The organism is Daejeonella sp. (assembly GCF_044232565.1).
Taxonomy (GTDB): Bacteria; Bacteroidota; Bacteroidia; order Sphingobacteriales; family Sphingobacteriaceae; genus Daejeonella.
In genome coordinates this window covers 1-16314 of sequence record NZ_JBIILQ010000038.1, presented here as the reverse complement: position 1 = coordinate 16314, position 16314 = coordinate 1, and the positions used below count along the sequence as shown (strand labels likewise).

Genomic DNA, 16314 nt, shown 5'->3' with positions numbered 1-16314 from the left:
GTGAACATTTTGTAAATCAATATTTAAAGGAAGGCAAGAAAGTTTTAGCTGAAGGTGCACAAGGAACAATGCTAGATATCGATTTTGGTTCATATCCATTTGTAACGTCATCAAATACAACTACTGCCGGTGCTTGTACCGGATTAGGTGTTGCGCCAAAAAATATAGGCAGTGTAATAGGCATTTTTAAAGCATATTGTACAAGAGTGGGAAGCGGCCCATTCCCTACTGAATTAGAAAATGAGACTGGAGAAGAGCTAAGAAGAATTGGACATGAATTTGGTGCAACAACTGGCAGACCTCGCCGCTGTGGATGGATCGACCTACCTGCATTGAAATACGCAATTATGCTGAATGGGGTTACTGAGATGGTTATGACCAAAGCTGATGTACTCAGTGGTTTTGAAACCATATATGCCTGCACACATTATAAATATAATGGTGAAATTATCGACTACATGCCTTATGATATCAATGCACTGAAAGCAGAGCCTATTTTTGAAGCAATTCCGGGTTGGGCAGAAGATATTACAGGTATTCGTGGGATTGATGAGATTCCACAGAAGTTAAAAAACTATATCAACTACCTTGAGAAACACCTAGAAGTGCCGGTAAAATATCTTTCTGTGGGACCAGATCGCGTGCAAACGCTAACCCTTTGCTAATTAAAAGCTTAATTTTTCTGCAGTAATTATGAATTAATGTATCTATGTTAAAGGTTTTTTATTCTAATCAAACGGATATCCTAAAACTTAGAGGCTTACATTGGGCAGACTCGTTTTCCACAGCCTGCTATTTTGATTCAAATCATTATAATGACCCTTATTCCGCATTTGATTCATTAATTGCTGCAGGAGTAAAAAAAGAGCTTATTTATTCAGAAAAAGGCTCTTTTAATCAATTGAATAGCTTTTTATCAGAGAATGACGCCTACTCAATTGGGTATTTTGCTTATGACCTTAAAAATGAAGCTGAAAATTTATTTTCCAACAATCCAGACCATTTAAAATTTCCGGATTTTAACTTTTTCTTGCCACAGCACACGATTTTAATCAAAGGAAATGAGATTCAAATCGACAGTGATCAACCAGATGAAATTTGGAAAGCGTTAAATGAATTTGAAATACCAAATTTCAAATCGCTACCGCAAAAAAACCAAATCCAAAGTCGCTTTAGCAGAAACGAATACATCGAAACCGTTAAAGAGATCCAGAAACATATTCAGCGAGGAGATATTTATGAAATAAATTTTTGCCAGGAGTTTTATGCCGAAAATACAAACATCAATCCATTAGATACCTTTTCTAAGCTTAATAAACTCTCTCCTACACCCTTTGCTAGTTATTTTAAATCAAGTGGCAAACACATTCTTTCGGCAACTCCAGAACGTTTCCTAAGCCGTAGAGGAAACAAAATAATTAGTCAGCCAATAAAAGGTACAAGTTCAAGAAAAACAGATGCGATACAAGATGAAGAACAAAAAAAATCGCTTCTAGAAAACGAAAAAGAGCGTTCAGAGAACGTGATGATTGTTGATTTAGTTAGAAACGATTTAACGAAAAGCGCCAAAGCAGGAACAGTAAAAGTGGAAGAACTTTTCGGATTATACAGTTTTAAGCAAGTGCATCAAATGATTTCTACGGTAGTATGTGATGCACAAGAAGAACTATCAAATGCCACAATAATTTCAAACACCTTCCCTATGGGATCAATGACTGGGGCTCCAAAAATAAGTGCCATGCAACTTGCCGAAAAATACGAACGTAGTAAACGCGGTGTTTATTCGGGCGCACTTGGATATTTTGCCCCCAATGGAGATTTCGATTTCAATGTAGTTATTCGAACAATACTTTATGATGAAGATTCGAACTATTTATCTTTTCATGTTGGAAGTGCAATAACGCTTGACTCCGACCCAGAAAAGGAATATGAAGAATGCATTTTAAAAGGAAAAGCGATTACTGAGGTTCTATCCTGAAAAAATAATGAACAAGAATATTGATTTCGATCTATTTAGAAGAAATAGCTAAATGAAGTATTTGTAAAGAGTAGATTTTTAGTCTTTACGTTTAAAAAGATTCACTCTTGATTCTTTTCCTTTTATTAAACGTTCGATATTTTTCTGATGTGTTACAAGAATTAAAATACAGATACACATTCCATATAGAACTACAGAGCGAATCGGAGATTGAAAAATAAAGATAATACTTAATGGAAAAGAGAATCCAGAAACAATTGAACTCAGTGAAACATATTTAGAAATCAGTAAAACTAATATAAAAGTGAGCACACAAACTAGGGCAGCGCCAGTATGTACCGCTACAATCATCCCAAATAAAGTAGCAATACCTTTACCACCTCTAAATCCAGCAAAAATAGGGAACAAATGACCCATAACTGCTGTAATACCCAATGCAAGTTGATAATTCACAAATTGTACAGAGTTTTGCGGACCAGTAACGGATAATCCAATGAGATAAGCTAGGTTAGTTGCGGTATAACCTTTCAAAATATCAAGAATCATTACTGCAATTCCTGCTTTTTTACCTAAAACTCTAAAAGTATTGGTTGCACCTGCATTTCCACTCCCATATTCTCTTACATCAATGCCATAAAAGGCCTGACCTATCCACACAGCAGTAGGAATTGAACCAAAAAGGTATGCAAAAATCAATGCAGAAATGGAATAAATTGAAATCATTAGGCTACAATAATACTAATTCAATCAGGTGTAATGACTAAATTTTTATTTTTTTTAAGAATTTACAGCTTTTAAGCTCATATCTAGACTCCTTACGGAATGTGTTAAAGCACCCATAGATACGTAATCAACGCCACATTTTGCATATTCCAAAACATTATTTTCAGTAATTCCTCCAGAAGCTTCAGTAACAAAAGATCCATTAATAAGATCAACCGCCTTTTTGAGCGTTAAAAAATCAAAATTATCTAATAATATCCTATCAACTGAGCCAATTTCGATTACTTGCATCAATTCCTGCAAATTTCTAACTTCTATTTCTACAGAAATTGAGAGCTGTTTCACTTTCAAATAGTCATGAACCGAATGAATTGCATTATAAATTCCACCAGCATAATCTACGTGATTATCTTTAATCAAAATCATATCATATAGTCCGAAACGATGGTTTACTCCTCCCCCAATTATTACGGATAACTTCTCTAAATAACGTAATCCTGGAGTAGTTTTTCGAGTATCTAGGACCTTAGTGTTTGTGTCCTCTAAAATTTTTACAATAGAATTCGTTTTAGTAGCAATACCACTCATTCTTTGCATAGTATTTAAAACCAAACGCTCTGCCTTTAAAATTGAATGAACACTGCCAGAAACAAAAAAAATTATGTCACCAGGTTTAACAGTCTGACCATCAGAAAAGAATATTTCAACTCTTAGTGCAGGATCAACAACCTTAAATATTTCTAAAGCGACTTCAATACCTGCAATGATGCCCGAATCTTTAATCAACAATTTAGCTTTCCCTTGTTGCCCTTGTGGGATTGTTGACAGTGACGTATGGTCGCCGTCTCCCACATCCTCGGCCAGCGCATTTTGAATAAACGGTACTAAAAAATTTTTATCTAAATTCATGTAATTAGCTTGGCCACAAAAATAGAAATTATCTCATTAATATTGTTCTTTGTCATATTCTATCCTAATCACCTTAATATGAAAAGAATCATCATCTTTTGCCATAGAAATAGAAATTCTAAACTTATTGTCCACGCTTTGAACTGAAAACACAGCAAATCGATAGTTAGGATTTGAATTTAGTCGATGAATAATTTTTAATGTTGTGGGTTTGTTTTTCAATAAAAAATCACGCAAAATGAGCTCTGCCTGTGCTTTTGAATACTCATTCTCTTCAGAAAGAATATTCATTTCTATTATTGGCGCAAAAAATGAGGCAATACTCCGACTGTCAGATCCTTTCAAAAAACCAGCTATAGCATCAATAGAATCAGGTTTTTGACCTTGAAAAGGTAAAAATAAAACTAGAAAAGAAAGAAAGATTTGAAATGTTAAAGTTCCCATATTATTATACCAAGCAAATCAATAATTAAGCCATAATTTAAATTATGTGGATTATTTTAATCAGTCAATGTATATTTGTAATGTGGAAAATAAAAAAGCAATTCTTTTAATCCTCGATGGATGGGGGTATGGGAAACATGATAAATCTGATGCTGTAAGTGCAGCAAATACACCCTTTTTTGATCAACTTATTCAAAAATACCCAAATTCTAAATTAGAGGCATCTGGGGAAGCTGTTGGCTTACCGGCGGGTCAAATGGGTAATTCTGAAGTGGGTCACATGAATCTCGGTGCAGGAAGAGTGGTTTACCAAGAATTGGGTAGAATCAATAAAGCGGTAAAAGACAATGAATTAGTAATGCATCCTGTTTTGAAATCCGCCTTCGATTATGCGAAGCAGGAAAATAAAAATGTTCACTTTATTGGTCTGTTATCTAATGGTGGTGTGCATTCACATATTGATCATTTAAAAGGATTGTGCGATGCTGCAAAAGACAATCAAGTAAAAAATGTATTTATCCATGCCTTTATGGATGGTCGTGACACAGATCCCAATTCTGGTCTACAATTTATTTTAGAGCTTGAAAATCATTTACAAAACTCATCAGGTACTATTGCATCTGTTATAGGACGCTATTATGCCATGGATAGGGATAATCGTTGGGAACGCGTTAAACTAGCCTATGACCTTCTTGTACAAGGTAAAGGGAAACCAAGTAATGATATTTCAGAAAGCATCCAAAGTTCATATGATGAGGGAGTGAGTGACGAATTTATACAACCAATAGTCAAAATAGATAATGACGGACTCCCAATCGGCAAAATAGAAGAAGGAGATGTGGTTATTTGCTTTAATTTCAGAACCGACAGAGGCAGAGAAATAACCACGGTTTTAACGCAACAGGCATTTCCTGAACAGGAAATGAAACCACTTGACCTTTACTATGTAACTTTCACAAGTTATGATGAGAAGTTCAAAAATGTTCATGTGGTTTTCGCAAAAGACGACCTTAGTGAAACATTAGGGGCTATTCTTGAAAAAAACAATAAAAAACAAATTAGAATCGCCGAAACAGAAAAATATCCACATGTTACTTTTTTCTTCTCAGGGGGAAGAGAAAAAGAATTTCTAAATGAAAAAAGAATATTAATTCCTTCACCTAAAGTTGCTACTTACGATTTGCAACCGGAGATGAGTGCAGTACAAATAGCAGATGCTATATGTGTTGAACTTGAAGATAAATGGCCAGACTTCGTATGTCTTAATTTTGCAAATCCGGACATGGTTGGGCATACTGGAGTATTTAGCGCTGTGGTTAAAGCTGTTGAAACAGTTGACCATTGCCTTCAAAAAGTAGTTGAATGTGGTATAAAAAATGGGTATTCATTTATAATTTTAGCTGATCATGGCAATGCAGATTTCATGGTCAATTCGGATGGCTCTCCAAATACCGCCCATACAACAAATCTTGTCCCTTGCATATTAATTGATAAAGATTATACTCAAATTAAGGATGGGAAACTTGGAGATATTGGTCCAAGTATATTAAAAATTATGGGCATAACTCCTCCAGAAATAATGACTGGAAATATCCTTGTTTCTTAATGCGACAAATAGGATTTTTTATATTTTTACTAATTTTAGCATCTTGTAACCAGGCTAAAGAGAAACCTTCTAAACTTGTTTATACAGACATAAAAGCTTTTTTCGAGTCCGAAGCAAAACGTTTAACAAAGAATAAAACCCTTGTAAATAAAACAATTCAGCAGAATAGAACTTCAGAAAGCAAAAGCGAAATTTCGATCAATTGGCAGGATGAATTTATTCTTTTTATTGCTTCGGATATCAATAAGCCAGCTTGGAAGGATAGTTATAAAATTATTGATGATCCTCTTAAAACCTCCTATCATTCTATCGATTCTGGACTAAGAACCAAAGAAATTCAAATCAATAAAGACGTAAATGGTAAACCCACTCGATTCTACATTAAAAATATAAACAAAAATAATTTGTACGAATCAACGGAGATATTAATCTATATCCCAGATTCCGCTTATAGCATAGAGAAGAGTCAAAGCGTATTGCTATTAGGAAAAAATAATTTATTAATTAAGGCTGAAATAATTAAGTAAAGACTTAGAATTGTTTGTAAAAAAACTTACTAATCGGCAGAATCGGCTTTTAAATTTTTGTATAAAAACAAATAATAATAAGCAATAACTAAAAGTCCCAAAACAAAAAAAACGGTCGAGTAAGGCCTAAAGGCATCATTAAAAAAAAACTCCCCCAACATCCATGTAGTATTGGCAATAATCCAAAGGCAAACTGCCAAATTATGAAAAAACTCGGATACTTGTTTTCTAAATTTGTAGGTAATGTAAAATGCCAAGAAAAGAGTAGGGAAAATCATGAATACGCCTAAAAACCGTAAATCCATTACCCAACAAGTATCTTTAATCAGCCAAAAAGCGATATGTAAATTTTCAAATTTTCGGATGGAGCTAATCATGAAAACATTAGGGAACGATAGTATCTAAAAGAATTTTAAAAATGAATAGTTGGTTATTTTAAGTTCTGTAAATATGCTTTTGCATCAGCCAATTGAGTGATTATATCACGACGATCGGGTGTAATTGACAAAACCTTTTCAAAATCTGCAATGCAGGATCTAAAAGAGCTGATTGCTTTATTCTTATCATAAAAGTTTGGAATCTTTTGACCTTTTAAAACTCCGTAATCTCTATGAGCCACCGCTCTATTCTGAAAAAGTTTCACATCGTCGGGATTTAACTCTATGGCTTTTGTGAAATCTTTAATAGACGAAAGGAGAAGCTTCTCACGATCTGTATTTAAAATACCCTTCGTTTCGTTAGCTAAATTATTGCTCGCTTTACCACGGTAATAAAAAGCACTATTATCTCCTGGCTTTATGGAAATTACCTTATTAAAGGTATTTATAGCTGCTTTGTAGCTAGCGGCATGATAATAAGAATAGCCCAACATATAAAGAGTGTTCACATCTGAAGAGTCTGCGGCAAGTGCTTTTTCAAGATGACTAACTGCTGATTTGAAATCACCATCAATTAGAGCTTTTTGCCCCATTTTATGGTAGGAAGTTTGAGCGAATGTGGTATTCGCAGTAAAAATGATAAAAAATAAACCTAAGAATAATTTCATTTTAATTGGCGCAAAATTATATTGATTCTTAACGGAACAAAGCCATTAATATTTTAAATGTACAAATTTATAAAACAGAAGAAAAAAGAATTTGTTATTTACCACAATTGGGCTTAAATAATTAATCTGAATTTCGATCAATAAATGGCAGAAATGACAACAATGTATACTTTTAAATGAAAATAAATAAAAACAATCTGTAGAATTGGCGGAAATCCATCTTGATTCTGACTTTTTTATCAAAGAAGTGGAATTGGCACATAGCTTGTACTTTTAGAAAGAGGCTATTTTTATCGCCCTTGAATCAATTTAACTGTCATTATGACGTTATAAAAATATAGATGAGTAACTACGACAACTTTGACTTTAACCGTACTTTGCCCTTAATTAATGAAGATACTGAGTTCTTTCCGCTAATGTCTCAAGAAGATGAAGAGGAAATGAACAATGAACAGACACCCGACATTTTGTCGATTTTACCTTTAAGAAACACCGTTTTGTTTCCTGGTGTGGTAATACCTATTACTGTTGGTAGAGATAAATCAATTAAATTAATTAAGGATGCTTATCGAGGTGATAGAATCATTGGCGTTGTATCTCAAAGAGATGTGGGCATTGAAGATCCCACGTTTGAGCAATTAAATCAGGTAGGCACAGTTGCATTGATTATCAAAATGCTTCAAATGCCTGACGGAAATACAACCGTGATTATTCAAGGTAAGCAACGATTTCGTTTAAATGAGGAGGTTCAAAGCGAACCATACATTAAGGCTACAATACAAAAATTTGAAGAAGTACGCCCAAAAACAGATAAAGAATTTAAAGCACTCATGGCCTCCATAAAAGAGATGGCTATGCAGATAATCGATCTTTCACCAAATATTCCAAGTGAAGCTGGAATCGCCATAAAAAACATAGAAAGTTCTTCCTTTCTAATCAACTTTATTTCCTCCAACATGAATGCCGACGTGGCCGCCAAGCAGCAAATGCTTGAGGTTGTGAACCTTCATGAACGTGCCAAAATGGTTCTTGGTCACCTAACCCAAGAGCTACAAATGCAAGAGCTCAAAAATCAAATTCAATCAAAAGTCAGGGTAGATTTAGATAAACAGCAGAGAGATTATTTCCTAAATCAACAACTAAAAACAATCCAAGAGGAGCTAGGTGGCAACTCACCCGATTTGGAAGTTGAAAACTTACGTCTTAGAGCAACAAGAAAAAAATGGAATGCTGATGCCTTTAATCATTTCAATAAAGAAATTGAGAAATTAGCTAGAATGAATCCAGCAGCAGCAGATTATTCCATTCAAATCAATTACCTTGAATTGTTACTTGATCTTCCTTGGAACGACTTCACAAAGGATAATTTTGACTTGAAAAGGGCGGGCAAGGTATTAGAAAAGGAACATTACGGACTTGAAAAAGTTAAACAACGAATTATTGAATACTTGGCTGTTTTGAAGCTCAAACATAATATGAAGGCCCCTATTCTTTGCTTAGTGGGTCCTCCGGGAGTGGGAAAGACTTCTCTAGGAAAATCTATTGCCAAAGCTTTGGGCAGAAAATATGTCAGAATGGCTTTAGGGGGAATTAGAGATGAAGCAGAGATAAGAGGTCATCGCAAAACTTATATTGGCGCCATGCCTGGAAGAATCATTCAATCTATCAAAAAAGCTGGTTCCTCAAATCCTGTTTTTGTTTTAGATGAAATTGATAAGGTTGGGAACGATTTTCGTGGCGACCCATCATCTGCTTTACTAGAAGTGCTTGACCCTGAACAAAATAGCGCATTTTATGATCATTATGTAGAAATTGATTATGATCTATCAAGCGTCATGTTTATCGCGACAGCAAATTCATTAAGCTCGATACAGCCTGCCTTATTAGACCGAATGGAAATTATTGAGGTTAATGGCTATACTATTGAAGAGAAAATCGAAATCGCCAAACAACATTTATTACCTAAGCAACGCGAACAGCACGGTATTAATTCAAAAGACATTTCATTAAAGAGTACTGTAATTGAAAAGGTAATTGAAGATTATACTCGCGAATCTGGTGTTCGTGGTTTAGAGAAAAAAATAGGCTCACTGGTACGAGGTGTAGCCACCAAAGTTGCCATGGACGTGGAGTATAACCCAATCATTAGCAAGTCTGATGTTGAAACCATTCTAGGGCCGCCAATTTACGATAAAGACCTCTACGAAGGTAATGAGGTTGCTGGAGTAGTAACAGGTCTAGCTTGGACCCAAGTGGGTGGCGATATTCTATTTATTGAAGCCAGTTTGAGCCCTGGAAAAGGAAAATTATCTTTAACGGGCAATTTAGGCGATGTAATGAAAGAATCAGCCACCATTGCCATGGCTTATTTACGTGCCAATGCATTGAAATTTAATATTGATTTCCGTCTTTTTGATCAGTGGGATGTCCATGTACATGTACCGGCAGGTGCCACACCAAAAGATGGTCCATCTGCTGGCATAACCATGTTAACTGCCCTAACTTCCGCATTCACACAGCGGAAAGTGAAGCCTCATTTAGCCATGACAGGAGAAATTACTCTTCGTGGAAAAGTATTGCCTGTTGGCGGCATTAAGGAAAAAATTCTGGCTGCCAAAAGAGCAAATATTAAAGAGATTATCCTTTCCAAATCAAATAGAAAAGATATTCTTGAAATTAAAGAGGATTATATCAAGGATCTTCATTTTCACTATGTAACTGAGATGAAGGAAGTAATCGAACTCGCCTTAAGTAGAGATAAGGTAAAGGAAGCCTTAGATATTACAGTTAAAAACTCACCAAACTCTGCAGTTGTTTAAATTTATACTAATTTTAAATATTATTAAAAAAACATTTAAGATATCACATTATGAAAACAGGATCTTTTATTATATTAACCTTTGTCTATTTATTCTCTAATAGTTTTGTAAACGCTCAAACAATAGAAAATAAAGGCAATCAAAATCGAGCTCAAAATATATTTGTTGAGCTAGGTGGGCAGGGAATCTTATTTACAGCTAACTATGATTCACGTTTTTCAAATAGAAGAGACGGCTTAGGCGGCCGTATAGGTATAGGCTATATCGCTGAAGGTGGTGATAACGCCACAACAGTACCGGTAGCTTTAAATTACCTACTAGGTAAAGGCAGACATTTTTTTGAAATGGGTTTGGGTGCATCTTTATTAGTAACTGGTGGAGATGATGAGTCATTCTTATTCGACAAAAACCAAAGTAATATTATTGGCACTATGAGCTTTTCCTATCGTCTGCAGCCTGTAGATAAGGGATTTTCATTTCGTGCGGGACTCACACCCATATTTAACAAAGATTTTTTTATCCCCTACTACGCTGGGTTAAGTTTGGGATATAGCTTCTAAAAAAAAGACATTGCAAAACGACTATTAGCCAGTATTTTATAGGAATCTTGTACATGAAGAAATCAATTTTACTGCTTACAATTAGTTTATGTTTTTCATTGTTTTCAATACAAGCACAAAAAATTAACTATAAAAGCGAATTTGGTTTTAGAAGTGAAAATGATTCTTATTTAGCTGGAGGACAAGATCGTTATTATACCAACGGATTAGCCCTGAATTTTAGAACGGCCCTCAATGCATTGAAATTCAAAAACAAGAATCTCAATAAGATTATTCTTGAATTGGAGGCGGGACAAAAAATATTCAATCCACAATCAGGAAGCATTTCGAATAGCATTTATGTGGATCGCCCTTTTGCAGGTTATCTATATGGAGGTATCTCTTTAAATTTATTATATCAATCGGAAAATAATTTAAAACTGAGCTTAAATGGCGGGACTATCGGTCCATCGTCTCTCGCCAAAGAAGCACAAGAATTAATGCATAAGGTGATTGGTTTCTATGAAATTGAAGGATGGCAATGGCAGGTTAATAATGAATTGGCAATCAATGCATCAGCTGAATATAATTACCTAATTAATCGCTTTGCAAATGATAAAGTGGATTTTACAGCCAATTCCTATATAAATATTGGAAATACCTTTACTGGAACCGGCGTGGGACTAACATTCCGTTCAGGAAGTATCAATCCTTTATTTAAGTCTGCCACCTCTCAAAGCCGAATTTCTAACACTACTACTCAAAAAGATCTTATTGAAAAAGAATTCTTTTTTTATGCAAAACCGATGCTGAATTATGTGATTTATGATGCTACAATACAAGGAGGACTCTTTAATAAAGATAAAGGGCCGATTGTATTTGATGCAAAACCCTTAGTATTCAGTCAGCAGTTAGGTATAACTTACTCAATGAATAGAATTACAGCCGACTTTTCAGTACTGTTTAAAACTAGAGAAGTAAAAAGTAATGCAAAACCACATCAATATGGCTCCATTGCATTATTTTACAGATTTAATTGATTGACAGTTCTTAATCATTCCAATCGTTTTTACGATTAATCTTTTTAAGGGAAGTTATTTGCTTTGATTTTAGCCTTTTTTCAATTGCAGAACGTTTTGGTTTACTAGCTTTCCTCATTTTGGGTAGGAATAAAGCAGTTTTTAATAAAACAAGTAGTTTTTGTACGCTGCGCTCTTTGTTTTGAAGCTGGCTCCTCTCCTCTTCGGTTATAACCTGAAGAATACCTTCAGAGTTGATACGATTAGCGAGTTTTTGGAATAAGCGACTCTTTTCCTCCTCGGTAAAGAGTGAACTTAACCTCAAATTAAAATTAAGCTCAACTTTAGTGGAAACCTTATTTACATGCTGCCCGCCTTTGCCACCACTTCTGGAGGTTTTGAAAGTCAATTCTTTTAATATATCTTGCTTTGAGAGTGCCATTCACAAAAATACTTATTAGAAAATAAATGCCTCTTGATAAAAAATAATTATTTTAGAAATACAATAATTGAGTTCAAATATCCGATCCAAATCCTATTTTTGCATGAATGAACAAAAACATTGTCATAGCCATTGATGGTTATTCTTCCTGTGGTAAAAGCACCTTAGCAAAAGCTTTGGCCAAGAAATTGAACTTCATCTATATTGACAGTGGCGCCATGTACCGCGCTGTAACCCTATATTTTTTGCGAAATAATATTGATTTGGAAAACTCTAAATTGGTAAAAGAAGCTTTAAATAATATTCATATAGACTTTCAAACTCTAAATAATCAGACATTAATTATGCTAAATGGTGAAGATGTTTCAAAAGAAATCCGCCAGATGCATATAGCAGAGAAAGTAAGTACGATAAGTGCCATAAAAGAGGTTCGTTTTGAAATGGTGAGGCAGCAGCAAAGAATGGGCAAATCAGGCAGTATAGTGATGGATGGACGAGATATTGGAACCGTAGTATTCCCTAATGCAGATCTTAAGCTATTTATGACTGCTGATCCAAAAATCAGAACTGAAAGAAGATATAATGAGCTTATTGGTAAGGGAGAACAGGTAAACATAGAAGAAATTTTTGAGAACCTTACCAAACGCGACTTTCAGGATACAACTCGTAAGGAGAGTCCTCTTTTACAGGCCCAAGATGCTATTGTGCTCGACAATAGCACAATAGATGAGGCTCAGCAATTAGAATTTGCCTTAGAACACATCAGATTAATAGATAAATAATAAAGCTCAACCTTTCTTTGGATAAACTTATTTCTCAACTTGGTATATTGATTTATTCCTTTTTTAAGGAGTGAAATGGCTAAGAAATTAATAAAACAGCAAAAAAAAATGTGAGCATTAATTTTCCAGTATTTCTTCAAAAAGACTATTTTTTATTAAAATAAGGCAAATAAAAAATAAAACAATAACAATCAGTTAGTTCCATTTAAAATTAATTGAAAATAAAGCATAAAATGTTTTTTAATAAAAATGAATTTTTCTACCTTTGCAGTCCGATTTAAGATCGGAAAAAGGAGATAAATTAATTAATGGCTAAAAAACTAGAAGCTGAAAAGGAGTTAACTGCTAAACAAGCGGAACTTCAAGGCGAAGAGACCACTACGGTTAAACAAAAGGAAACCATTGAATCAGAAGCTGATTCTGTGTCGATCGAAGAGATCAAATCAAAAACATTAATCACCCCAACAGGCGATTTCGACTGGGATGCGGATGATAAAGGTTTTGGAAATTACAGTGCTGCAGACCGTGAAAAGTTTGAAGAAATGTATGCTGGAACTTTCAATTCGATAAACAAAGGCGAGATTATCTCGGGTATTGTTGTATCGATCAACAACAAAGATGTGGTATTGAACATCGGATTTAAATCTGATGGTTTAGTTTCATTATCTGAATTCCGTGATACACCAGACTTAAAAGTTGGTGATTCTGTTGATGTATTTGTTGAGTCGCAAGAAGATGCTAACGGACAGTTGGTATTATCTCGTAAGCGTGCAAAAACACAACGTTCATGGGAAACAATCAATGAAGCCTTGGATCAAGACAAAATCATCACTGGTTTTGTAAAGAGCCGTACAAAAGGTGGTTTAATTGTGGATATTATGGGTGTTGAAGCTTTCCTTCCGGGATCGCAAATTGACATTAAGCCTATCCGTGATTACGATATTTATGTAGGTAAAACAATGGAATTCAAGGTTGTAAAAATCAACCATGAGTTTAAAAACGTTGTTGTATCACACAAGGTATTGATTGAAGACGATTTAGAGAATCAAAAAACTGAAATCGTTGCGAAACTTGAAAAAGGACAAGTACTTGAGGGTACTGTAAAAAATATTACCGATTTCGGTGTGTTTATTGACCTTGGTGGCGTAGACGGTTTATTACACATAACTGATATTTCATGGGGCCGCATAGAGCATCCGCGTGAGGTATTAGCACTAGATCAAAAGATCAACGTGGTTGTTTTAGACTTTGATGATGAGAAAAAACGCATCGCCTTAGGATTAAAGCAATTAACTCCTCACCCTTGGGAGGCTTTAGATACAACCTTAGAAATTGGATCTAAAGTTAAAGGAAGAATCGTAACTGTTGCAGATTACGGAGCATTCCTTGAAATCACTCCAGGTGTTGAAGGCTTGATTCACGTTTCTGAAATGTCATGGTCTCAAAATCTTCGTAACCCACAGGAATTCCTAAAAGTTGGTGATGAAGTTGAAGCTCAAGTTTTGACATTAGATCGTAACGAGCGTAAAATGAGCCTAGGTATTAAGCAACTTACTCCAGATCCATGGAAAAACATTGGTGAGCGATATCCTATCGGAAGTCAGCACAAAGCTGTTGTTAAAAACATGACTAATTTTGGTGTTTTTGTTGAGATTGAAGAAGGTATCGACGGTTTAATCCATATTTCTGATCTTTCATGGTCTAAGAAAGTTAATCATCCAAATGAATTCACTAAAGTAGGTGAAGAACTTGATGTGATTGTTCTTGAACTTGATGAGGCTAACCGCAAACTGAGCTTAGGCCATAAGCAGTTAGAAGAAAATCCTTGGGAAACTTTCGAAACTGTGTTTACTCTTGAGTCAATCCATGAAGGAACTGTCTTAAAAGTTACAGACAAAGGTGCAATCATCGCATTGCCATACGGTGTTGAAGGATTTGCTCCTACAAAGCACATGGCAAAAGAAGATGGTACTTCTGTAAAAGCTGATGAGACTGCCCAATTCAGAATCATTGAATTTAACAAAGATTCTAAGCGTATCGTTGTTTCTCATGCCCGTATTTGGGAAGAGGCAAAAGCTGAAGAGCGCAAAGAAGAATTCAATGCTAAAAAGAAAGAAGCAAAAGCAACTACTACTGCCGTTAAAAAGGTAAAGGAGTCTGTTGAGAAGTCTACTTTAGGTGATCTTGGTGTATTGGCACAATTGAAAGAGAAAATGGAAGGTGCAGAAAGCAAAGCCAAAAAAACAAAGAAAACTGAAACTGACGCAGCAGCAGCTAGTGCTGAAGCAGCAGAAAGTACAGAAGAATAAGCTCATACGCTTTATTTATATTTCAAAGGCCCTGATTATATCAGGGCCTTTTTTTTGTAAAATATTTTTAGATTAAAAAGAAAATGAGGATTTCTACTATTTTTAATGCGTATCCTAAATTAAATTAAAGAATTCTCAATTGGGGTAAAATAATTTTTCATATTTTTGATCAAATTAAACCACTAATGCAAACATTAAATCTGCTTGACGGTCCTAAATTCCAAATTACAATCCAGCGCCTTTGTCATCAGTTAATTGAAAATCACGATCATTTCAATAATTCAGTTATCATAGGAATTCAACCTCGAGGAGTATTTCTTGCCAAACGAATTATTACCGAGTTAAAAAAGATATTACCCGAAATCATAATCGAGAGCGGTAACCTTGACATTACTTTTTTTCGAGATGATTTCCGTCGCAAAGAAGGCCTCTTAATTCCCAGCAGTACTGAAATCAATTTTATTATTGAAGGCAAAAAAGTAATCTTAGTGGATGATGTACTTTGGACCGGCAGAACTATACGCGCAGCAATGGATGCAATACAGTCATTTGGCCGACCAGAGAAAGTAGAGTTGTTAACACTGGTCGACAGACGCTTCTCCAGGCATTTGCCAATTGAAGCAGATTATATAGGAATCAAAGTTGACACCATTGATTCTCAAAAAGTTATCGTGAACTGGAAAGAAACAGATCATGAAGATAAAGTGATCTTACTATCAGAAAAATAATGGCAGAACAAATTAATACTTTAAGTACCAAACACCTGCTTGGCATAAAAGATCTCACAACCAGAGATATTGAATTAATATTTGAAACTGCAGATACCTTTAAAGACGTACTTAACAGGCCAATTAAGAAAGTCCCATCATTAAGAGATATAACCATTGCCAATATATTTTTCGAAAATTCCACTCGAACACGCTTATCATTTGAACTAGCCCAAAAAAGATTATCAGCAGACACAGTCAACTTTGCAGCCTCCTCATCTTCTGTAAGCAAAGGCGAAACCTTAATAGATACAGTAAATAACATATTAGCTATGAAAGTAGATATGGTGGTCATGAGACACCCCTACCCAGGCGCCGGTATCTTTTTAAGTAAGCATGTGAATGCGCAAATTGTAAACGCAGGTGATGGCGCTCATGAACATCCAACCCAAGCCCTACTCGATG

16 protein-coding genes and 1 pseudogene are annotated in these 16314 nt (G+C 35.0%); 11 read left to right on the top strand and 6 right to left on the bottom strand.

Annotation, left to right across the window (positions count from 1 at the left end; translation table 11 throughout):
* Both ACILQF_RS03830 and ACILQF_RS03825 read left to right on the top strand, forming a co-directional pair.
* The coding region (locus ACILQF_RS03830) for an adenylosuccinate synthetase (RefSeq protein WP_395626089.1) at nucleotides 1-665 on the top strand (665 nt) is incomplete at its 5' end.
* Between the two features lie 44 nt (nucleotides 666-709).
* Nucleotides 710-1978 (top strand): anthranilate synthase component I family protein, encoded by a 1269-nt coding sequence (locus ACILQF_RS03825; protein WP_395626088.1) that lies wholly within the window; start codon nucleotides 710-712, stop codon nucleotides 1976-1978.
* 78 nt (nucleotides 1979-2056) lie between these two features.
* Here the strand turns inward: ACILQF_RS03825 and plsY are convergent, their stop codons facing one another.
* From plsY to ACILQF_RS03810, 3 genes are read right to left on the bottom strand one after another with little or no spacing between them, the layout of a single operon-like run.
* Nucleotides 2057-2701, bottom strand: a complete 645-nt coding sequence (gene plsY, locus ACILQF_RS03820) for a glycerol-3-phosphate 1-O-acyltransferase PlsY (protein ID WP_395626087.1) — start codon at nucleotides 2699-2701, stop codon at nucleotides 2057-2059.
* A gap of 54 nt (nucleotides 2702-2755) precedes the next feature.
* Entirely contained in the window at nucleotides 2756-3610 is an 855-nt protein-coding gene (gene nadC / locus ACILQF_RS03815) for a carboxylating nicotinate-nucleotide diphosphorylase (RefSeq protein ID WP_395626086.1), read from the bottom strand.
* Between the two features lie 36 nt (nucleotides 3611-3646).
* Complete coding sequence (locus ACILQF_RS03810) at nucleotides 3647-4054, bottom strand: DUF4783 domain-containing protein (protein WP_395626085.1); 408 nt, start codon at nucleotides 4052-4054, stop codon at nucleotides 3647-3649.
* 67 nt (nucleotides 4055-4121) lie between these two features.
* Between ACILQF_RS03810 and gpmI the strand changes: the two genes are divergently transcribed.
* Together gpmI and ACILQF_RS03800 are read left to right on the top strand one after the other, a co-directional pair.
* Nucleotides 4122-5660, top strand: a complete 1539-nt coding sequence (gene gpmI, locus ACILQF_RS03805) for a 2,3-bisphosphoglycerate-independent phosphoglycerate mutase (RefSeq protein ID WP_395626090.1) — start codon at nucleotides 4122-4124, stop codon at nucleotides 5658-5660.
* Nucleotides 5660-6187 carry a hypothetical protein gene (locus tag ACILQF_RS03800; RefSeq protein ID WP_395626084.1) on the top strand — a complete coding sequence of 176 codons (528 nt, stop codon included), beginning with the start codon at nucleotides 5660-5662 and terminating at the stop codon, nucleotides 6185-6187. The genes gpmI and ACILQF_RS03800 overlap by 1 nt, the downstream gene beginning before the upstream one ends.
* Nucleotides 6188-6216: 29 nt before the next feature.
* Here the strand turns inward: ACILQF_RS03800 and ACILQF_RS03795 are convergent, their stop codons facing one another.
* Together ACILQF_RS03795 and ACILQF_RS03790 are read right to left on the bottom strand one after the other, a co-directional pair.
* Nucleotides 6217-6492, bottom strand: coding sequence for a hypothetical protein (locus tag ACILQF_RS03795; protein ID WP_395626083.1), 276 nt, complete (start codon nucleotides 6490-6492; stop codon nucleotides 6217-6219).
* 125 nt (nucleotides 6493-6617) lie between these two features.
* Nucleotides 6618-7232, bottom strand: a complete 615-nt coding sequence (locus tag ACILQF_RS03790; protein WP_395626082.1) for a tetratricopeptide repeat protein — start codon at nucleotides 7230-7232, stop codon at nucleotides 6618-6620.
* Nucleotides 7233-7573: 341 nt separating this feature from the next.
* Between ACILQF_RS03790 and lon the strand changes: the two genes are divergently transcribed.
* From lon to ACILQF_RS03775, 3 genes are read left to right on the top strand one after another with little or no spacing between them, the layout of a single operon-like run.
* The gene (gene lon / locus ACILQF_RS03785) at nucleotides 7574-10051 is read left to right on the top strand and encodes an endopeptidase La (protein WP_395626081.1); all 2478 of its coding nucleotides are present in this window, start codon (nucleotides 7574-7576) and stop codon (nucleotides 10049-10051) included.
* A gap of 50 nt (nucleotides 10052-10101) precedes the next feature.
* Entirely contained in the window at nucleotides 10102-10611 is a 510-nt protein-coding gene (locus ACILQF_RS03780; RefSeq protein WP_395626080.1) for a hypothetical protein, read from the top strand.
* A 53-nt stretch (nucleotides 10612-10664) separates the two neighbouring features.
* A complete protein-coding gene (locus ACILQF_RS03775; RefSeq protein WP_395626079.1) occupies nucleotides 10665-11630 on the top strand; it encodes a lipid A deacylase LpxR family protein in 966 nt (321 codons plus the stop codon).
* Between the two features lie 10 nt (nucleotides 11631-11640).
* Here the strand turns inward: ACILQF_RS03775 and arfB are convergent, their stop codons facing one another.
* A complete protein-coding gene (arfB, locus tag ACILQF_RS03770) occupies nucleotides 11641-12051 on the bottom strand; it encodes an alternative ribosome rescue aminoacyl-tRNA hydrolase ArfB (protein WP_395626078.1) in 411 nt (136 codons plus the stop codon).
* 107 nt (nucleotides 12052-12158) lie between these two features.
* Here arfB and cmk point away from each other — a divergent pair, with 107 nt between their 5' ends.
* The 4 genes and pseudogenes from cmk to ACILQF_RS03750 all read left to right on the top strand — a co-directional run.
* Nucleotides 12159-12833, top strand: a complete 675-nt coding sequence (gene cmk, locus ACILQF_RS03765; RefSeq protein WP_395626077.1) for a (d)CMP kinase — start codon at nucleotides 12159-12161, stop codon at nucleotides 12831-12833.
* A gap of 308 nt (nucleotides 12834-13141) precedes the next feature.
* Nucleotides 13142-15142, top strand: coding sequence for a 30S ribosomal protein S1 (gene rpsA, locus ACILQF_RS03760; RefSeq protein ID WP_395626076.1), 2001 nt, complete (start codon nucleotides 13142-13144; stop codon nucleotides 15140-15142).
* A 185-nt stretch (nucleotides 15143-15327) separates the two neighbouring features.
* Nucleotides 15328-15870 (top strand): bifunctional pyr operon transcriptional regulator/uracil phosphoribosyltransferase PyrR, encoded by a 543-nt coding sequence (gene pyrR, locus ACILQF_RS03755; protein ID WP_395626075.1) that lies wholly within the window; start codon nucleotides 15328-15330, stop codon nucleotides 15868-15870.
* Nucleotides 15870-16314 (top strand): annotated as a pseudogene (locus tag ACILQF_RS03750) (aspartate carbamoyltransferase); the annotation flags it as partial. The gene pyrR and the pseudogene ACILQF_RS03750, both read left to right, overlap by 1 nt.